The 18,508-nt window shown below is 65.5% G+C and carries 17 protein-coding genes and 2 pseudogenes; 12 read left to right on the plus strand and 7 right to left on the minus strand.

The window, feature by feature from the left end:
* Positions 1-169: 169 nt before the first annotated feature.
* A complete protein-coding gene (locus ACTWPB_RS19105; RefSeq protein ID WP_446221957.1) occupies positions 170-730 on the minus strand; it encodes a TetR/AcrR family transcriptional regulator in 561 nt (186 codons plus the stop codon).
* A 113-nt stretch (positions 731-843) separates the two neighbouring features.
* Between ACTWPB_RS19105 and ACTWPB_RS19110 the strand changes: the two genes are divergently transcribed.
* Positions 844-2,565 (plus strand): ABC transporter ATP-binding protein, encoded by a 1,722-nt coding sequence (locus tag ACTWPB_RS19110; protein ID WP_446221958.1) that lies wholly within the window; start codon positions 844-846, stop codon positions 2,563-2,565.
* A gap of 381 nt (positions 2,566-2,946) precedes the next feature.
* Here the strand turns inward: ACTWPB_RS19110 and ACTWPB_RS19115 are convergent, their stop codons facing one another.
* Both ACTWPB_RS19115 and ACTWPB_RS19120 read right to left on the minus strand, forming a co-directional pair.
* Positions 2,947-3,636, minus strand: a complete 690-nt coding sequence (locus tag ACTWPB_RS19115; RefSeq protein ID WP_446221959.1) for a TIGR04282 family arsenosugar biosynthesis glycosyltransferase — start codon at positions 3,634-3,636, stop codon at positions 2,947-2,949.
* Between the two features lie 2 nt (positions 3,637-3,638).
* Positions 3,639-3,995, minus strand: a pseudogene (locus tag ACTWPB_RS19120) (glycosyltransferase family 2 protein); the annotation flags it as partial.
* A gap of 141 nt (positions 3,996-4,136) precedes the next feature.
* Between ACTWPB_RS19120 and ACTWPB_RS19125 the strand changes: the two are divergent.
* A complete protein-coding gene (locus ACTWPB_RS19125) occupies positions 4,137-5,534 on the plus strand; it encodes a hypothetical protein (RefSeq protein WP_446221960.1) in 1,398 nt (465 codons plus the stop codon).
* A 51-nt stretch (positions 5,535-5,585) separates the two neighbouring features.
* Here ACTWPB_RS19125 and ACTWPB_RS19130 read toward each other — a convergent pair whose 3' ends face one another.
* On the minus strand, positions 5,586-6,650 hold the full coding sequence (locus tag ACTWPB_RS19130) for an NAD-dependent epimerase/dehydratase family protein (protein WP_446221961.1): 1,065 nt from the start codon (positions 6,648-6,650) through the stop codon (positions 5,586-5,588).
* Between ACTWPB_RS19130 and ACTWPB_RS19135 the strand changes: the two genes are divergently transcribed.
* From ACTWPB_RS19135 to ACTWPB_RS19150, 4 genes are all read left to right on the plus strand, one after another.
* Positions 6,649-8,130 (plus strand): aminotransferase class I/II-fold pyridoxal phosphate-dependent enzyme, encoded by a 1,482-nt coding sequence (locus ACTWPB_RS19135; RefSeq protein WP_446221962.1) that lies wholly within the window; start codon positions 6,649-6,651, stop codon positions 8,128-8,130. The genes ACTWPB_RS19130 and ACTWPB_RS19135 overlap by 2 nt on opposite strands.
* 154 nt (positions 8,131-8,284) lie before the next feature.
* Positions 8,285-8,971 carry a hypothetical protein gene (locus tag ACTWPB_RS19140; protein WP_446221963.1) on the plus strand — a complete coding sequence of 229 codons (687 nt, stop codon included), beginning with the start codon at positions 8,285-8,287 and terminating at the stop codon, positions 8,969-8,971.
* Positions 8,972-9,057: 86 nt separating this feature from the next.
* Complete coding sequence (locus tag ACTWPB_RS19145; RefSeq protein WP_446221964.1) at positions 9,058-10,440, plus strand: molybdopterin-dependent oxidoreductase; 1,383 nt, start codon at positions 9,058-9,060, stop codon at positions 10,438-10,440.
* Position 10,441: 1 nt separating this feature from the next.
* Positions 10,442-10,975: a hypothetical protein gene (locus tag ACTWPB_RS19150; RefSeq protein ID WP_446221965.1), complete on the plus strand. Its 534-nt coding sequence runs from the start codon at positions 10,442-10,444 to the stop codon at positions 10,973-10,975.
* 149 nt (positions 10,976-11,124) lie between these two features.
* Here ACTWPB_RS19150 and ACTWPB_RS19155 read toward each other — a convergent pair whose 3' ends face one another.
* Together ACTWPB_RS19155 and ACTWPB_RS19160 are read right to left on the minus strand one after the other, a co-directional pair.
* Positions 11,125-11,631, minus strand: a complete 507-nt coding sequence (locus tag ACTWPB_RS19155) for a pyridoxamine 5'-phosphate oxidase family protein (RefSeq protein ID WP_446226412.1) — start codon at positions 11,629-11,631, stop codon at positions 11,125-11,127.
* Between the two features lie 295 nt (positions 11,632-11,926).
* The gene (locus tag ACTWPB_RS19160) at positions 11,927-12,718 is read right to left on the minus strand and encodes a hypothetical protein (protein ID WP_446221966.1); all 792 of its coding nucleotides are present in this window, start codon (positions 12,716-12,718) and stop codon (positions 11,927-11,929) included.
* Between the two features lie 88 nt (positions 12,719-12,806).
* On the opposite strand from ACTWPB_RS19160, the gene ACTWPB_RS19165 reads away from it, so the two are divergent.
* From ACTWPB_RS19165 to ACTWPB_RS19175, 3 genes are all read left to right on the plus strand, one after another.
* Entirely contained in the window at positions 12,807-12,929 is a 123-nt protein-coding gene (locus tag ACTWPB_RS19165) for a hypothetical protein (RefSeq protein WP_446221967.1), read from the plus strand.
* 76 nt (positions 12,930-13,005) lie between these two features.
* Complete coding sequence (locus tag ACTWPB_RS19170) at positions 13,006-13,635, plus strand: TetR/AcrR family transcriptional regulator (RefSeq protein ID WP_446221968.1); 630 nt, start codon at positions 13,006-13,008, stop codon at positions 13,633-13,635.
* A 208-nt stretch (positions 13,636-13,843) separates the two neighbouring features.
* Positions 13,844-14,179, plus strand: coding sequence for a hypothetical protein (locus ACTWPB_RS19175; protein WP_446221969.1), 336 nt, complete (start codon positions 13,844-13,846; stop codon positions 14,177-14,179).
* Between the two features lie 33 nt (positions 14,180-14,212).
* On the opposite strand, the gene ACTWPB_RS19180 is transcribed toward ACTWPB_RS19175, so the two are convergent.
* On the minus strand, positions 14,213-14,662 hold the full coding sequence (locus tag ACTWPB_RS19180; RefSeq protein ID WP_446221970.1) for a YdeI/OmpD-associated family protein: 450 nt from the start codon (positions 14,660-14,662) through the stop codon (positions 14,213-14,215).
* 595 nt (positions 14,663-15,257) lie between these two features.
* Here ACTWPB_RS19180 and ACTWPB_RS19185 point away from each other — a divergent pair.
* From ACTWPB_RS19185 to ACTWPB_RS19195, 3 genes and pseudogenes are all read left to right on the plus strand, one after another.
* Positions 15,258-16,622, plus strand: coding sequence for a hemolysin family protein (locus ACTWPB_RS19185; RefSeq protein WP_446221971.1), 1,365 nt, complete (start codon positions 15,258-15,260; stop codon positions 16,620-16,622).
* The gene (locus ACTWPB_RS19190; RefSeq protein WP_446221972.1) at positions 16,615-17,646 is read left to right on the plus strand and encodes a hemolysin family protein; all 1,032 of its coding nucleotides are present in this window, start codon (positions 16,615-16,617) and stop codon (positions 17,644-17,646) included. Before ACTWPB_RS19185 ends, ACTWPB_RS19190 begins: the two co-directional genes overlap by 8 nt.
* Before the next feature lie 76 nt (positions 17,647-17,722).
* Positions 17,723-18,430 (plus strand): annotated as a pseudogene (locus tag ACTWPB_RS19195) (PP2C family protein-serine/threonine phosphatase); the annotation flags it as partial.
* Positions 18,431-18,508: the final 78 nt, after the last annotated feature.

The following is an 18,508-nucleotide window of genomic DNA, read 5'->3' on the forward strand; positions in this document are numbered from 1 at the left end:
GTTGGCCGGCTCGGTGCGGGTCTTCACTTCTACGGTCGAGCAGCTCGGCTTGTCGTAACCATCGCCTATAGTGCCCATGAATACTTGCGAGGCGGCATCGCCATGTAGTTCATGCCGGTCGGTAGGCCGAGCGCATCCGTGGAGCGCGGACCCTGGACGGCGAACACGGTCACCCGGGCGAGCGTATCGCTTTGCGCAGACTCGTCAGCGCCTGTGTCTGCGCGTGCATGCGGCTGGCCGACCCGCGGTTGACGTGGTCGACGGCGGCATACAGCAGCGCCCACATCATGTTCAGGATCCACGAGGCGTCGAGCGTTGCGTCGATCGAGCTGTCGTTGCGCCCCCGTTCTATCGCCGCGATCGCGTCGTCGTCGGACAGGCACGATGTGGTCTCGTCGTACACGCCTGACGTGAAGAAGATGACAGTCAGGACATCGCTGAGTTCGAAGTACTCCTGACACAGCCGTAGGACCGCGTCGAGGCCGGTCCCGTCAGCCAGGCGCGCGCGCTTCGAGGCGTCGGCCACGGCTTGTTCGGTGAGCCGCCCGACGGCGGTGATCAGGTCGGATCGTTCGGGAAAGTAGCGGTGCAGCGTCGTACGTCCGACGCGCGCCGTCGCGGCGACTTCCGTCAGCGACGCGTTGGGCGATTTCGCGAACGTCGCCACTGCCGCATCGAGAATCGCGCGCCGGGTGCGTTCGCGGGCACTGGTCTGTTCGACATCCTCCACAGGGTGCAGCATAAACGAGACCCATCCTGGATATTCGCTTTACTACAATGGAACATTGCTGTTCCATTGATGGGGTGACGACGATTGCGCCTCCCATCGAAACCGCTCCACCGATGACCATGTCGAACCTGGGTGTCCTCATCGGCTATGCCCGACCGCACACACGCACCCTGCTGATCGGACTCGTACTCGCCCTCGGCAGTTCCGCGACGGTGATGGCGACGCCGATGGTGACCAAATCGATCCTCGACGCTCTCGGCACGGGCGCGTCGATCACGGGCCCGACCGTTGCCCTGTTGGTGCTGCTCGTCATCGGCGCCGCACTCGGGTGGGGCTACTGGATCCTGCTCGGGACCGTCGCCGAGAACATCGTCTTCGACGCACGCACGACGCTCGTTCGACGACTGCTCGGCGCGACGGTTCCGTCGGTGCAGGCGCGTCCCACAGGCGAGTTGGTCACACGCGTCACGGCCGACACCTTACTGCTGAAGGAGGCCGCGTCGTCGGCGGTGATCGGCATCATCAACGCCACCTTCCTGACGGTGGGCACCGTGCTCCTGATGGGTGTGCTCGACATGATGCTCCTCGGCGTCACCGTGCTGGCCATCGTTGTCGTCGGCATGCTGTTCGGAACACTCATGCCACGAATTGCCAAGGCGGACGCGCAAACTCAGGAATCGCTCGGCCGCCTCGGCGGAGTGCTGGAAGGCAGCCTGCGTTCGGTGCGCACCGTCAAGGCGGCACGCGCCGAGCACCGCATCGCCACGTTGATCGGCGCCGACGCACGCAACGCCCGGACACACGCGATCGAGTCGGTGCGCGTCTCGGCAACGGCATGGACCGTCGCGTGGACCGGCGTGCAGGGCGCCATCATCGCGATTCTGGCCATCGGCGCCTGGCGCGTCGACAACGGTTCGCTGACCGTCTCGACGCTGATCGCGTTCCTGCTGTACGCGTTCACGTTGATGGGACCGATCCAGGAACTGACCATGCACATCACGGCCATGCAGTCGGGTATTGCGGCCGCCATGCGTATCCGGGAGATGGAGACGCTGCACTCCGAAACAGACGTGGCGCACGAGACTGCGCCGGCGACGACCGCCGAGTCCGACGCCGCCTTGCGTTTCGACGACGTCACGGTCCGCTACGCACCTGATGCACCGTACGCATTGCAGGGATTGACGCTGAGGATTCCCGCAACCGGCCATACAGCCATCGTGGGGCCGTCCGGCGCGGGCAAGACCACGGTGTTCTCGACGATCCTGCGATTCGTCGAACCCGACACCGGGACCATCTCGGTGGGCGGCGTGGCGTACCGGAACCTGACGATGTCGGAAGTTCGCGCGCGTATCGCGTACGTCGAGCAGGAATCCCCTTTGGTACCGGGCACATTGAGCGACAATCTGCGGTTCCTGCGGCACGGTGCCACCGACGACGAGGTGGCCGAGGTTCTTCGCCTGCTCCGACTCGACTCGGTTGTCGCGGCCCAGCCGAAAGGCCTGGACACCCACGTGCGCGACACCGATCTTTCGGGCGGGCAGCGGCAACGGATCGCGATGGCACGCGCGATGCTGGGTGAGGCCGACGTGCTGCTTCTCGACGAGGCGACGTCGCAGATCGACACCCTGACCGAGGCATCGATCGTCGAAGCGATCGCCGTGCGGGCACGCACCCACGCCGTCGTGACGATTGCCCACCGCTTGTCGACCGTGCGGCACGCCGATCGGATCGTCGTGATGGACGACGGCAGCCTACGGGCGGTCGGGACCCACGACGAGTTGATGCGCGCCGACGACCTCTACGCGCGGATGGTCCGCGCCGGTGGATTCGCGTAGGCGCACTGTGATCCGGGCTGTTGCTGCGGGTGCGCCCTGGGCCGGCATCGGCTGCGATGAACAGAGCGGCGCTGGCCGGTGGACAGGTCCTCGACCCGCGTCGTGAACTGGGAGACGTCGAACAGGCCAAGCGGTAGCAGTTGGTCGCCGTGGAATTCTGGATCGCCCGCGCGAAGGCGACGAACATCATCCGTCCGCGGCCGGCGGGCGGAAGTAACGGTTGGTGAGTTCAGGCGAGGCGACGTCACGGTAGCGGGCGCTCGAGATTCGGAGGAACCGTCGATGCCGATCGTTTCCGCAGACGCGGTGGGATTCGTCGGCTCTCGCAGGTCAGGCCGTCGAGCGCAGCCGGAGGATGGATCAACTGCCGGCGAATCGGTGTCACGGCCGGATTGCGCTGATCTGCGGGCACAGCCGCGCTGCGGTCGAAGCGAAGTGTCCGTGCGATGCAGCCGCGACCATGCCTATGTCGTCGAAATGGTCGACGTCGGTCAAAGGTTCAAGCAGCACGACGTGATAGCCCTTGCGACGCAACGCCGTGTGCGTGAGCATTCCGGTGCGAGTTGTCGACATGGGCACGTCGACGAGGACCTGGGCAGCGTGTGGGTCAGTGAGCCCGAGTGCCCACCAGCCACCATCGGTGGCAGGCCCCAATACCGTTGCGCCGCCCAACAGTGCGGTGGCCGCGGCAGCGAGTAGATCCGGACCGGCTTGTGGGGTGTCCGTACCGATCTGCAGCACCGGCAGTCCTGCATTGGCAGCGTCGGCGTGCGCGGCAGCCAGACGTTGGCCGAACGTGTCGCCGCGTTGGGCAATCACCTCGAAATCCGCTAGGGCGGTGGCGATATCGTCGGCGCACTCGGCCCGTGACAGGTCGCCGGTCCAAGCGACCACGGCGTGGCGGGACCCGCTCGCGCGCACCGCGGCCAGTGTGTCGAGCAGGGCAGCGGCGGCCAACGTCGCCGCGTCGACAGGGCGCAACGGCGGCGTCAGCCGAGTCTTGGCGAAACCCGCGATCGGCGCCTTGGCGACCACGAGCAGCGTTGCGTCCAGCGTATTTCCGACGTTCATCTGCCCAGCCTTGCGTGCCATGGCCACGCCCCACGGACCGGTCTGCGGCGCCCGGCGACCATGGTGACCCCAGGTGCGAGATCGGCGACGAGGTCGGGTAGATCGGCCGGATCCATGGACCCGTCACCGTCGAGGACCGCGATCAGCTCCGTGGTCGCTGCGTCGATTCCGGCCTGCACCGCGGCGCCGTAGCCCGGAGTCGATTCGGTGACCACCGTCGCACCATGTGTTCGGGCAACTTCTGCGCTTGCGTCGGTTGAGCCATTGTCGACGACGACGACTCGGTAGGAGGTGGGGACGGCGGCCAGTACGCCGGGCAGAGCGCCCGCTTCGTTTCTGCAGGGAATCACCACGGTCACGCACCGGGCGCGGTCGTCACTGTCCACACTGCGACCGTAGGACCGATTCGGTCGAAAATGCCTGATGAAACCGGTGACAAAAAGGTAACGGCGCCTCCGTGCCGGTGTCACAGGGTGACGTAGGGCTCCTACGGTGAGGCAGTGCGGAATTCTTCTGTCTCCACCGGGCGTCGGGTACGCGCTGAACGTGCCGACCTGTACTGCGCGGCCGCCGCCGTCGTGCTGGTCGGGCTCGCGTTTCTGCTGCCGCAACTAGGCAGCCAACGATGGCGGGACAGCATTTACGCGGCGTCGGCCCCCATTTTCGGCAGCTGGTTGCCGCACGTGGGCTGGGGGACCGGTCCGGCGATTGCGATAGGGGCGCTCGCAGTGGTGTACGGGCCGTCGGTCGCGACGCGGCTGTCCTGGCGTCAACTGCTGGCGGCTACCTGGATAACCGGGCTTGCTTGGGCATTCTCGCTGGCGATGGTCGATGGCTGGCAGCGTGGTTTTGCCGGTCGATTGACCACCGGGCATGAATATCTGTACGAGGTCGGCGGTGTGGGTGACCTCGGCGCCATGCTGGATGGTTTCGCCGACCGGATCCTGGACTTCCAGCCCGATTCCTGGACGACGCACGTCTCTGGGCATCCGCCGGGAGCGCTGCTGACGTTCGTGCTGCTGGACCGTATCGGATTGGGCGGTGGCGTCTGGGCGAGCGTGCTGTGCACGATGGTCGGCTGTAGCGGGGCGGTCGCGGTTCTGGTGACGCTGCGGGCGCTCGGCGCGCCCGAGCGCGCCCGAGCAGCTGCTCCATTTCTTGCGCTGGCACCTGCCGCGATCTGGTTGGCGGTCTCGGCCGACGCGCTGTTCGCCGGAGTCGCCGCATGGGCGGTGGCGCTGCTCGCATCAGCGCTCGAACCGGGCGGGCGCAGGCCGATATTCGCCCTCGGATCCGGCCTGCTGTTCGGCTACGCCCTGTTCCTGAACTACGGCTTGGTCCTGATGGCTGTTCCGGTCGCGGCGGTACTGGCGCTGCGTGGACTGCGTGGTGTGTGGCCGGCGGTGGTAGGGGTTTTGCTGGTGGTCGGGGCTTTCGCTGCGTCGGGGTTCTGGTGGTTGGACGGATACCACCTCGTGGTGCAGCGCTACTACCAGGGCATCGCGACCACGCGGCCGGTGTCCTATTGGATCTGGGCGAACTTGGCGGCCACAGTCTGTGCGGTCGGCCTTGCCTCCGCTGCGGTGCTGCACCGCTTGCCAGGTGCGCTCGGTCTCCCGTCGTTCGCGGCTGTTCGCACCAATCCCATCGCGGCGCTGAACAGCTGGCGCGAACAGGCGGATCCGGCTGCGCTGGTTGCTGTTGCGGGCCTGACAGCGCTTGTGCTCGCCGACCTCAGTTTGCTGAGCAAGGCCGAGACCGAGCGGATCTGGCTACCGTTCGAAATCTGGGTCTTGGCAGGCACCGCACTGTTGCCGGCGCGGACGGTGCGCGCGTGGCTGGGGGTTCAGGTGCTCGGTGCGCTGTTGATTGCCCATCTCATCTTGACCAGTTGGTGAACTGACCTGCGTCGTGATGCCGGCCAGCGCAGGCCATGAGCACGCGCGCTCTCACCAGGTCGGAGCGCCTGCGCTGGCCGCGGCACGAAGAGGAGCCCCCGCGAACTCCGCGAGTCCACTTTCGGGTGCGATCTGCGCGGTGAAGTCGAGCAGTTCAGCGGCACGTGCAGGGCTCGCAACGATATGGCGGACATCGCCGCAGCGATACTGCCCCGTCGTGATCGGCGCGTCGCCGCCGCGCGCAGTGGCAAGAACCTCCGCGACGTCGCCGATACTGATGGGCCGACCGGATGCGATATTCAGCGCCACGAAACCGGTCAGTGGTCGTTCGACGGCGGCGCGATTGGCGGCGGCGATATCGCTGACGTGGACAAAGTCGCGCATCTGCATGCCGTCTTCGAACACCCGCGGCGCTCGGCCCGCTTCCAACGACGAACGGAATATCGCGGCGACGCCGGCATACGGTGTGTCTTTGGGCATGTCGGGCCCGTACACGTTGTGGTATCGCAGCGCGGTGACTGTTGCATCGGTTGCCGTGGCCCACGCGGCGCTGTAATGCTCCTGGGCGAGTTTGCTCGCTGCGTACAGACTGCGTGGGCGCAGCGGCGCGTTCTCGTCGACGGGCGCCCACTCGAGTGGAGCGCCCGTATGGGCGTCGCGGTGGTCGAATACGCCCTGCTCGAGGTCAGCGGTGGTACGCGGCGCCGGGTCGACGGGGGCACCATCGCCACCGGCGGTGCGGTAGCGCCCTTCGCCGTAGACCACCATCGACGACGCCAGAACCAGCCGACGGCAGCGTGCCCGATCCATCGCGGCCAGGAGCACCGCCGTACCGAAGTCGTTATGACTGGCGTAGGCGGGCGCGTCCTGGGCACTCACGCCCGCCCCGACGACCGCGGCCTGATGGCACACCACGTCGATACCGGCAAGGCGGGCATCGAGCGCGGCGCGGTCACGCACATCGACACGCTCGACCCCCGACGGCGGCAACGCGTCCGGTCCGTGCGCTGCGGCGAGCATCAGATCTATCGCGACCACATCGTGTCCCTCGTCCTCGAGCGCTCGCCGAACGTGGGACCCGATGAAACCGGCGGCGCCGGTCAACAGAACACGCATGCGTCCGATTCTGGCATCCGTTTCGTCGAATTCCCTTTTTTCGGCGGGGTTGTCGGCGAGTCCGTTGGCATCGGCCACTCTTCCGGGACCCGGGCCGCAATATCGGCTTTCGGTGGAACTCTGCGGCATACTTGGACGGGTTCATTCGGAATGCTTGGTAGGTGCTACTGGAATCGTCGAGCCTCAGGAGGCCGGTGTGTCGGTAACCGTCGCCGATCGTGTTCGGTACCGCGTCGAGGGTTTCCGGCGGGAGCGTGCCGAAGAGTGGGGCGGCGGCCACCCGCTGTGCGGCAGTCCACCTTTGGCCGGTGACATCGTGCTGACCAGCAACGACTATCTGGCACTCGGCCGTGATCCGCAGATCATCAGCGCCATGTGCGCGGCATTGCGCGCGGCCGGACGATACCGTGACGACCAGCCACGGACAGCGCTCGAGGTGGCTCTGGCCACCCATCTGGGCGCGTCCTCGGCGATATTGTGCCAATCGGGTTGGGAAGCCAATATCGGGCTGCTGCAGTCTATCGGCGACCCCGACACACCCGTCTATGTCGACAGCCGAGCGCATATGTCGCTGCGTTATGGTGCCCGTATCGCGGGAGCACCGGTATTTTCGTTCCGGCACAAGAATATCGACACTCTGCGCGCCCTGCTCGCCATGTACGGGCCCGGAATCATCGCCGTCGACGCCATAGACAGCACTGCGGGTAGTCAGGCTCCAGTCGAGCGATTGTGTGCCGTCGCTGAGGAGTCCGGCAGCCTGCTCGTCGTCGACGAATCCCACACACTGGGTGTGGAGGGACCGCTCGGCGCCGGAACGGTGGTCGGGCTCGGTCTCACCGACCGGGTGGCCTATCGCACGGCCAGCCTGGCCAAGGCATTTGCCGGCCGGGCAGGCGTGGTCACCGCCGGTGATCCGGATTTCGCGGATTACTTCCGGATGCACGCCTATCCGGCGGTGTTCTCCTCAGCAGTCCTCGGCCGCGACATCGCGGCACTGACCGCGACGCTCGCGCTGATCAAGGCCGCGGAACCCCGGCGCGTCCGGCTACGCGAGGTGGGGCTGCGGATCCGAAGCGCGCTGGGCGCCTTGGGATTCGACCTGGCGGGCGCTGCCGGTCACATCGTATCTCTGCAGACCGGGCCCGCGTCGCACGCGATCGCGGTCCGCGATTATCTGGCAGATCTCGGCGTTTTCGGCTCGATCTTCTGTCCGCCCGCCACGCCCGGCGACAGCACGCTGATCCGTTTCTCCTTACACGCCGCGCTCACCGAGGGGCAGATCGATCGCCTCCTCACCGCCTGCGCCGCGGTGGCTCACGCGTTCGGGCCGATCCCACCCGCGCCGACAGTTTCTCACCTCACACCCGCTCGTGACCGACATTGCCCACAGGCAGCCAAGGGCACAGAGTCGTCGGGTGCGCGCAACGACGGGGTCACAATAGTGAATACCGTTGAGGGAGTCGACGCAGCAGGGCGGTGAGCTTGCACAGTCATCGCGCAAAACGACGCGCATCGAGTGTTTGCCGACACGAGCAGGCAAGGAGGTTCCCAGGCTCATTGCGACCAATAACCCCATCCGAGTTGCTTGCCGTAGCGAATTACTGACCTGAAAACTCCGAGGAAGGTTGAAACTCATGGTCGACTACCGCAAGTCCGCCCTGATAGCGGCGATCGCTGCTTTCGCTATTACACCTCTGGCAGGGTGCTCGAACGACAATGCCGACGACAAATCCAGTGCCAATACGACTACCAATATGATGACAACAACAACAGCAGTACCCACCCCCGTCGCTCAAATCGATGCGTTGACCGGGAAGACCACGGCAGTTGCTCTGGACAAGAGCTTCACCGACGCGCTGACCAGTCTCGCGCTGACTCCAGGAGTTGTCGGTACCGCCACACTCGACAATGGATCGGTCGTGTTCCCGATCACCGGCGGTCAAGTGAAGTACTACACACCTGGCACCGTCGAGCCCTATGTGCAAGGCGATATCAAGCACAACGACAGTGGCCTGTCCCTGACCGCGGGACATACCACAGTGGAGCTGACCAACTTCGACATCGATCCCGGCACCTCGCTGCTGTACGGCGACGTGAGTGTCAACGGGGACCCGGCCGCGACGCACGCCACCCTGTTCAACCTCGACGGCAGCACTCTGCAGCCGTTGCAGACCGGACCCGACAACACGGCCATCCTGCAGGGCACCCGAGTCCTGGTGTCCGAGGACGCTGCAGCACTGCTGAACAAGACATTCAACACTGACGCGGTCAAGGCGGGCATGCTCGTCGGAATTGCGACGATCACCCTCAACACCACATAGCGGATTCACCCACAACCGAATCCCCCGACGGGAGCCTGGCCCATCGCGGGGCGCGTTCGGTGTCGCGAACATATGACGGGGTGCTCATGACCGTAAACAGCCCGAACTCGGAGCAACCCGAACAGCACCGTGCGCCAACTGAACGCGACAAGGATGCTATCGAGGACGCGGGGGCATACGGCTTCCCCGCCGGCCTATGGGAAGCCATAGGGCGACGTCGTCCGCCGTTGCTACCCACGTCGAAGACATGGCGAAGCCCCCTGCGGGGCCCGTGGCTGACCTCCGTCTTCGGCGCTGTGCTCTTGGTAGCCCTGCCGATAGTCACTCTCACCGGACTGCTCGACTACATCGCCTACGGACCTCAGTTCGGCCAAGCCATCCCCGCTGACGTGGGGTGGTTACGCCTGCCGTTCTTCGACTGGCCGACCCGGCCGTCCTGGCTGTTCCAGCTCACCCAGGGCCTCCATGTCGGCCTTGGGCTGATCATCATCCCGGTAGTCCTGGCGAAGCTGTGGTCGGTGATGCCACGACTGTTCATCTGGCCACCCGCCCGCTCGATTGCGCAAATCCTCGAACGACTCTCCCTGATACTGCTGATCGGCGGCATCGTCTTCGAGATCGCCACCGGAGTGCTGAACATCCAGTACGACTACATCTTCGGGTTCAGCTTCTACACCGCCCACTACTACGGAGCATGGGTGTTCATCGCCGGATTCCTGGTGCATGTCGCCCTCAAACTGCCTCGGATGGTCCGTCACCTGCGCTCCCGTTCCCTGCTCGGGGTACTGCGGACTTCCCGCGCCGATACGCGCCCCGAATCGCTCGGTCCCGACGGACTGGTTGCCGAGGATCCCGCGCCCGCGACGATCAGCCGCCGTGGTGCGCTCGCGCTGGTCGGCTGTGGGTCACTGCTGGTGGCGATCCTGACGGCAGGTCAGACGATCGGCGGGATCACCCGCCACGCCGCGCTTCTGGTACCCCGAGGACGAGGAGCAGAACGAGGTCCCAACGGGTTCCCGATCAACCGCACCGCGACCGCCGCCGGGATCGACGCCGCCGCCACCGGGTCGGCATGGCGGCTGACTCTGACCGGCGGATCATCGACACGCACGCTCGATCGCCTCGCGCTGGCAGACATGTCCCAACACACCGCACGGTTGCCGATCGCGTGCGTCGAAGGCTGGTCCACCACCCAGACCTGGACTGGCGTGCGGTTACGTGATTTGGCCGCGCTCGCCGGCATTTCCGCTCCGTCGTCTGCGTTGGTGAGCTCGCTCGAAAGAGGCGGGCCGTTCGGCGCAGCGACTCTGCAGGGTAATCAGGTTCTGCACCCGGACTCGCTGCTCGCATTGAAGGTGAACGGGCAGGATATCTCGCTCGACCACGGCTACCCTGCCCGAATCATCGTCCCCGCCCTTCCCGGGGTACACAACACGAAATGGGTCCGCTCGATCGAGTTCCGGAGCTGACATGCCCACAATTATTGCCGGTGCGAAAAGGTTCTACGGCGCACACCCCCTGTATTTGCTCGTCCTGCTGGCGGGTTTCTCTCTCTTCGGATACATCATCGCCGTGATGGGGCCGGCGACGCTCTGGAACCCCGACGTGTGGTGGCAATCGATCCTGGTCTGGTTTCTCGGCGCGGTCATTGCTCACGACTTTGTGCTGTTTCCGCTGTACGCCCTCGCCGATCGACTGCTGACCGCAAGCTGGCACGCAGCCCGGGGCCGACGACCAACGCTGGGGCGCCCGATCGTGTCGCCTGTGAACTACCTTCGGATTCCAGCCCTGGGCAGCGGTCTGTTGTTGCTGCTGTTCTTCCCCGGCATCTTCGAGCAGGGGAAGGCAACGTATCTCGCCGCCACCGGGCAAACCCAGCAGCCTTTCCTCGTACGGTGGCTGCTGGTGAGCGCTGTCATGTTCGGCGTCAGCGCCCTCTCCTACGTCGTCGCACGCCGGTATGCGCTTCGACAACGCAGGCTGACAGAGGTGATAACCACGTGAACATGCATCAGCTTCGCGATCAGCCCGATTGGCTGATGCTGTGCTGAGGCCATCACCACCACCGCCCGGCGCGTAGGCGACCGACGGTGGCATCGTCGAGGAAGCCGGTACGACGCGGTGGTCGCCTCGGCCGATCCGATGAACGCCGATCAGGGCTGCACATCAGCTGTACTGCCGCCGAGCGGCATGGCGGGCAGACCGAGTTTGCGATGGTCCCAAGAGCGGATCCGCGTCGGCTCGACCCGAACGACGATGCGTTTGTGCATCATGGACTCGACCAGCGGACGAGCCTGCGCGGTGTACGGACCGACGTAGCGGCGGAAGACGTCGATTCCGGCGTTCCAGTACTCCTCATCGGCGGGGTCCTCGATCAGATGCGCTGTTCCTTCGATCGAAACGCCGCGCAACTGGTCGTAGGTGTCGCCCGCCTCGGCCATGCAGGTGAGGGTCGGGTTGCGGCGCAGGTTGGCCGCCTTCTGCGACTTCGCCTTGGTCTCGAAGTAGATCTTGCCGTCGATGTGCCCGAACCACATGGCTGTCAGATGCGGTTTCCCCTCGGCATCGAGGGTTGCCAAGGTGAGCACCCTGCTGCGGTCGAGGAACTGCGCGATCTCGTCCGCGCTCATCTGCACCGTGGCCCGCTGTTTGACTCCCACGTTCACCTCCAGCTCGGTCTTTCCGCCGACCCTATCCAGCAACCGCACCCGGCGATCCCGAACTCGATTATTCCGCTGGTCAGTGCTGTTATGTGGGGCGATTACCAGGCCGCGGACGATTCGGCGGGCGTCGCGATCACGGGGGCTGCCAATGTATCCCGGGCTCCGTATGCCCAGGTCGAGGCCGATCGAAGGTGTCCAGCACCCTCCGGATCGCGGCAACGACGGCATCCGGACCGTATTCAGGCCTGCTGTCGAACTCCACGCCAGGTCGTGCCGTGCTCGGTTCTCGGTGTCAGGCGGTCGCCGCCACCGGGGCCGCGGCGATCATCCAGTTGCTGAACTCGTCGGCCAGGTGCCATTGGTGCTGGTGGATGAGCCGGTCGGGCAGACTGCCCGGGAACTGCACCGTCAGTAGGGCTTCGAGAGTGCCGTCGCGGTCGCGGAACTGGTGGCGGACGCCGCCGATGACCAGGCCGTCGTCGAGCAGGGCTTGGCCCGCGATCTGGATGGGGTAGTCGGGGTCGACGGGGATGGTCAGCGCTTCGGTTCTGGTGTAGTCGACGAGGAACCGCGACGCTGTGGGTGAGCCGCCGGTCGTTTCGACGACTTCCTGACGGCCGTCGGGCAGGCCGCGCAGCAGGTAGTGGTCCGGAGTGGCGGCCACCATGTCGACCTCGGCGTCGGTGATGGTCAGGTTGTTGAACCAGTCGGCGAATCGCTGCGCGGAGTAGTGGGGGACTTCGAGTCGGGTGACCGAGTACTTGGCTCGGCCCCGGCTGGTGGCGACACCGATTCGCGCCATCCGGTCCGAGATCGCCAGATCGCGCTGGAGCATGGCGTAGATCCCCGCGTGACCCAGCTGGGTTTTCATATCGGTGAGGGCCTTGCGCTGGACGTCGAGGGGCGCGTCGAGCGCCCTGCCGATCGTGAAATCGCGCAGCAGTTCGGCTACTCCGCGGCGCCCGAGGCGTGCGGCGAACCTCTTCAGCACCGCTTCGGCGCGCCGCGCTTCCCAGGCGCGTACCTGCTGGCGGGTGAGGTTCTCCTCGCCGAGGAATGTTCGGATTTCGATGGGATCGTCCATGGCTGCTACCTCTCGTTAAAGCTATTCGAACTGGCGTTAACCGTGCCTCCTTGCGCTTGGAAACGCAAGTTCGTGTGGCGTTAACTATGTGCAGACCGTTGACAACGCGACGGCGGCAACGGAAGCTGCGGTGCCCGGCCTGTACATCAGCGAGCACCAGTGGCATCTCGCGACCGAATTCGGCAACTGGATCGAGGCATATCTGCGCTGACCAGGAGGTGGCCGGGCGCGCCGGTCCCGTCGGTCGGCATTCGGCAGACGGCGTGGCCGTCGAGTAGAACTTGACCATGGATCAGAGTGGACTCGAAGCCGACGACGAGCAGTCGGTGACACCCCCGGCTCCGCGTAAGCGGACCGGGGGACGCTCGGCGCGAGTACGTGACGCCGTTCTGACCGCGACCCTGCAGCAGGTCACCGAGCACGGCATCGAGGGTTTGACCATCGGTGATGTCGCGGCCCGCGCCGGTGTCGCCGAGACGACGATCTATCGCCGCTGGGGCACCCGGACCGCCTTGATCGCCGCGGCGGTCACCGAGCTCGCCGCCGTCGGGAATCCCGCGCCGGACACCGGCAGCCTGCGATCGGATCTGGCGGTGCTGGCCGAACAGGTTTCTGACCTGATCTCGCGCCCGGGGATGGCGCGGCTGGTGGGCACCACCGTGGCTCTGTCGTCGGATCCGGAGGTCGACGCCGCGCGCCGCAAATTCTGGAACGATCGTTTCGAGCGGAGCTCGCAGGTGATCACCAAAGCCGTGGAGCGTGGCGAACTCCCGGCAACGGTCAATCCGCGCGCGGTACTCGAAACCCTTTCCGCGCCACTGTATTTCCGGCTGCTGGTCGGAGAACAGGCGATCGATGACGTGTTCATCGCACGCTGCATCGACGACACACTCGCCCTGCACGGCGAACGGGCCTGACGAGAGTCACGCTTCGCGAACGGATCAGATCGCGCCCAGCACCGCCCTGATTGTGGCGCTGGACACTCTGCGCATGCGTCCTGGTAAGGATCACAAATCCTCTACTTGTAACTGTATGTTAGCCAAGTGACTGCTCGGTAGTACACCGGTTCCTGTGAATATTCGGTACGTTGACCATCGGCACGGAACGAATACAACAGGGGGGGCCATGGACGAGTACATCAGGAATAACCCGCGATCGCTCTACGGTGAAGGCAGCGATCAGGTGCGCCGGAATCTCGGAAGCACCGGGGGTCTCGATGCGGGGATACGCGAGAGCGAGACCGCTCATCTCCACGACATTGTGGACAAGTTGGAATATGTGGTACAGGCTTGTTCGCGGGAGAGCATTCCGCTTCCCTTCGTATTGAACGAAGTCGAGACGGCCCTCGGTGGGGCAATCGGCGATATTCCCGCCGACTGGCATTCGACCCTTCGTCTTCACCTTGTCGACTATGTGACCGCGGCATTCGCGAAGGAACGCCTCCAGCCGCCTTGCACGTGACGACGAGCCCGCGCTACGGCGAGACGTCTCCGGTCAGGTATCGGTGAGCTCGGTGATGATTTTGGCGATCCGGCTCTTGCGGGTGTCGGGACGCTTGGCCGCGGTGACGGACTGCACGCGTTCGCGTTGCTTGCTGTAGGAGAGCGCGGCGAACGCTGCTGTCGAGCCGCGGTGTTGTTCCAGTGCCTGTGCGAGATCGTCGGGAACCTCGATGGTGCGTTCTTCCCGATCGAGTTCGACGGTGACCTCTGTGGTGTCTCCGGCGCTGACACCAGCGGCGTCACGGTTCGACGCGTTCAGCGGCAGCATGAACTCACCGCCATACACGGCCACCGTGCTTCGATACGTGTGGGGCCCGATGGTCACGAAGACCCGTGGTCGCTTCCCCTGACCGAGCGCGTCGACGATGTCGGCGGGTACCCGGAAACCGGTGGCGGTCTGTCCTCCGAGCTCGATCTGCGTGGTGAAGTGATATGACGTCACTGCTGCCTCCGGCTCCATTGATCTGTCCGTTGCACCTGAGTATCACCACCGTCCGCGCGCCCGGCGGGGCGGCGCGCGGTCGGCAAGACCGCAGGGCAGAATTGCGCGGTCCAGAGCTCATCGGCCCCAACACCGAGGCAATGATGACACCGATTCCGGCCGGTATATCGCTCGACGTACTGTCCGAACTCCCTCGATACCCCACCGCAACGTCGTTCGGCTCCGACACCGACACTGCCCATGAGACTCCGCTGTCCGACGCCGGTGCGGGCACTGAGCATGCGCATACGGCCGTCGACACCGCTGCTGAACCGCCGTCTCCGACCTGTCCGAGCACACCATCGCTCTAGCGATCGGCGTGACAGGGCGGCTCCAGGTGAGGTAAGACTGTCGTGCTCGCCCCCTGATCGCGGCACCGCGGACCTCACACTTCCCGGCGGAATCCGGTTTCCCGGCACTGGTTTCGGCACCGGAACCGTACAGTGCTACGTGCTAGTGTGGCGCGCATGCCGGATGGTGAAGTTGACGACGAAGGTCCGTCTAGATTGCTCCGCGGTGCGGCGCGCGCGTTGGTGGGGCGTGACGGGGTGGGCATGTGCTGACCGCGTTGAGCGTGGTTCTCGGAGTGGTTGTTGTTTTGCTGATTACCGCGGTGACCGGGTATTTCGTTGCCCAGGAATTCGCGTATATGGCGGTGGATCGGTCCCGGCTCGCCGCGCACGCCGAGGCCGGTGATGCGGCCGCAGGTCGTGCGCTCGCGGTGACGCGGCGGACGTCGTTCATGCTCTCCGGCGCCCAGTTGGGAATCACGGTGACCGGGCTGCTCGTCGGTTATGTGGCTGAACCGCTGATCGGTCGCGGTCTCGGGGAAATGGCGGGAGGGATCGGCATTCCGACCGCGGTCGGAATCGGTGTCGGCACAGTGCTGGCGATCGTGTTCTCAACGCTGGTACAGATGTTGTTCGGTGAGTTGTTCCCGAAGAACCTCGCCATTGCCCGCCCCGAGCCGGTCGCGCGCTGGTTGGCGCGCTCGACCACGCTGTATCTGCGGGTATTCGGCTGGCTGATCTGGCTTTTCGACCAATCATCGAATGTGCTGTTGCGCGCATTGCGGATCGAACCGGTCCACGATGTGGAACACTCTGCCACCCCGCGCGACCTCGAACACATCGTGGCCGCTTCCCGCGACGCGGGGGAGTTGCCGCGTGAGTTGTCGATGCTGCTGGATCGGATGCTCGATTTCCCTTCCGCCACAGCCGAACACGCGATGATTCCGCGTTCCCAAGTCGACCTGGTCAATGTCGGGGAGCCGGTCGAGGCCGTGCTCGCTCGGATGAGTACCGGACACACCCGCTACCCGGTTGTCGGACGTTCCAGCGACGACATTCTCGGCATTATCGAACTGCACGATCTGCTCGTCGGCGAACCGACCGGGACCGCGGGCGACCATATGCGGCCCGCGGAATTGGTCCCGGAGTCGTTGGCGCTGCCAGAGGTGGTCGCCCGGCTCAGTACGGCGCGGCAGGAGATGGCGTTGGTCGTCGACGAGTACGGCGGCTTCGCCGGGATCGTGACGATCGAGGACATCGCCGAAGAACTCGTCGGTGAGATCGCCGACGAACACGACTCCGGCACCACCCCGGAAATCGTTGCCGTAGAAGGTGGTTGGCTCATGCCGGGCGACATACACCTCGACGAGGTCGAGCGGGTGATCGGGGTGGACCTGCCCGCGGGCGACTTCGAAACCATTGCCGGACTGATCATCAACGCTTACGGGGGACTGCCGGAGGAAGGCGACCGCGTCGAGATCGCGATTCCTCGCCGCGGCGCGGACTACATCGCCGAGCGACCGGGTCCGGCCCGGACGGTGGCGGCCGAGGTCAGAGCGATCGGCAAGCATGTGCCGTCGTCGGTGTGGTTGACCGTGCGCACCGAGCAGGCAGGCGACGCTGATGAGTAACCCGTGGGTGGTCGTCGCTGTCACGATCGTCCTGATCGCTTCGAGTGCGTTCTTCGTGGCTGTCGAGTTCGCGCTGATCGCGGCCCGCCGGCACCGGCTCGAGGATGCCGCACCGAACAGTCGTGCCGCCCGTGCGGCGTTGCGCAGTTCGGCGGAGTTGCCGGTGCTGCTGGCCGGTTCTCAGCTCGGTATCACGGTCTGCACCCTTGCCTTGGGCGCGGTCACCAAACCTGCTGTGCACCACTGGATCACCCCTCTCGTCGAGCACCTGGGTGCCCCGTTGTGGGTGGCCGACGCCGCGGGGTTCGTGCTCGCGCTGATCGTGGTGACGTTCCTGCACCTGGTGGTCGGTGAGATGGCACCCAAATCGTGGGCCATCGCGCATCCGGAGAAGTCGGCGACGATGCTGGCGATTCCGATGCGCGCGTTCATGGCGGTGACGCGTCCCTTGCTGACCGCGTTGAACCATGCGGCCAACTGGTGCCTGCGCAGAGTCGGTGTCACGCCGGTCGACGAGGTCGACGCCGGTCAGGATTCGGCCGCGTTGCGCCACCTTGTCGAGCATTCCGCGACCGCGGGCACCCTCGACGAGCGCTACCACGGGAACCTCACCAGCGCACTGGAACTCGAACAGCTCACCGTCGGTGACCTCACCGCGCCGAACCCCAGGCCGAGCGCGGTGGCGCCCACCGCCGGGATCCTCGACATCCAGGACATGTCGCGCGAGACCGGTCACCTGCGGTTGCTGGTGCGGGAGGGCACCGACGTCCTCGGCGTGGTTCACGTGCGTGACAGTCTCACCGCCGCGCCGCGGACCACCGCGGACGAACTGATGCGGCCGGTGCTGAGGTTCGCTGCCAGCGTCCCGGTGTACGAGGCGCTGCGCGTCATGCGCGAATCCCGCAGCCACCTCGCGCTGGTCACCGCCGCGGATGCCGCAACGGCGATCGTCGGTCTGGTCACCATCACCGACGTCCTGCAGCGGCTACTCCCGGCAGCTACGGGCAAAGACACGAAAAACTAGGCAGAACAAGCAGTTTCACCACGGCGAAAGGACAGATCATGGGTGTCGACTTGCGACGGGCAACGAAGGTGTCACCGTGACAACCCGATTGGTTTGTGCGCAGCGCAGCCATCGTGGGCTGGTCCGTGCGGCGAACGAGGACAGTGTCCATGCCGGGGCGAGGGTCCTCGCACTCGCCGATGGGATGGGTGGCCACTCGGCAGGCGAAGTCGCTTCCGCGTTGATGATCGCCGCACTGGCACCGCTCGAACAAACAGGTGACGGTGATCTCCTGCGACAGCTGGAACAGGCGGTGCTGGCGGGCAACACAGCGATCGCCGAGCACGCCACCCGTAATCCCGAGACGGCGGGTATGGGCACCACGCTCACCGCGATCTTGTTCGACGGCACCAGCTTCGGGCTCGCGCACGTCGGCGACTCCCGCGCCTACCGGCTGCGTGGCGGTCAACTGTCGCAGCTCACCCACGACGACACTTTCGTCCAGTCACTGGTCGACGCCGGCCACATCACCGTCGAGCAGGCGCGAACGCATCCGCGACGTTCGTTGATCATGCGAGCATTGACAGGTGCGGCTCTCACCCCTGCGCTCGTCCCCGGGACGGCGGTGATCGGTGATCGGTTTCTGTTGTGTTCGGACGGATTGTCGGATGTGGTCGGCTCCGAGCAGATCGAAATGACGATGGCCGACGTACGCACCGTCGACGCGTGTGCCGACCGACTGATCGATCTGGCGCTGGAAGGTGGGGGACCGGACAACGTCACTGTCGTCGTCGCCGACCTCGTCGCCGCCACCTGAATCGCGTGGAGGTGTCGATGAATTACCAACAACAGTTACGCTGACCGACGCCATGACCAGGTGAAC

It is taken from the genome of Nocardia sp. IBHARD005, assembly GCF_052814245.1.

Bases quoted from the DNA above. Each gene is read 5' to 3' on its own strand.
- ACTWPB_RS19110 (WP_446221958.1), top strand. From the start codon at position 844: ATGACCATGTCGAACCTGGGTGTCCTCATCGGCTATGCCCGACCGCAC.
- ACTWPB_RS19115 (WP_446221959.1), bottom strand. From the start codon at position 3,636: ATGAACGTCGGAAATACGCTGGACGCAACGCTGCTCGTGGTCGCCAAG.
- ACTWPB_RS19135 (WP_446221962.1), top strand. From the start codon at position 6,649: ATGCGTCCGATTCTGGCATCCGTTTCGTCGAATTCCCTTTTTTCGGCG.
- ACTWPB_RS19130 (WP_446221961.1), bottom strand. From the start codon at position 6,650: ATGCGTGTTCTGTTGACCGGCGCCGCCGGTTTCATCGGGTCCCACGTT.
- ACTWPB_RS19140 (WP_446221963.1), top strand. From the start codon at position 8,285: ATGGTCGACTACCGCAAGTCCGCCCTGATAGCGGCGATCGCTGCTTTC.
- ACTWPB_RS19145 (WP_446221964.1), top strand. From the start codon at position 9,058: ATGACCGTAAACAGCCCGAACTCGGAGCAACCCGAACAGCACCGTGCG.
- ACTWPB_RS19150 (WP_446221965.1), top strand. From the start codon at position 10,442: ATGCCCACAATTATTGCCGGTGCGAAAAGGTTCTACGGCGCACACCCC.
- ACTWPB_RS19160 (WP_446221966.1), bottom strand. From the start codon at position 12,718: ATGGACGATCCCATCGAAATCCGAACATTCCTCGGCGAGGAGAACCTC.
- ACTWPB_RS19170 (WP_446221968.1), top strand. From the start codon at position 13,006: ATGGATCAGAGTGGACTCGAAGCCGACGACGAGCAGTCGGTGACACCC.
- ACTWPB_RS19175 (WP_446221969.1), top strand. From the start codon at position 13,844: ATGGACGAGTACATCAGGAATAACCCGCGATCGCTCTACGGTGAAGGC.
- ACTWPB_RS19190 (WP_446221972.1), top strand. From the start codon at position 16,615: ATGAGTAACCCGTGGGTGGTCGTCGCTGTCACGATCGTCCTGATCGCT.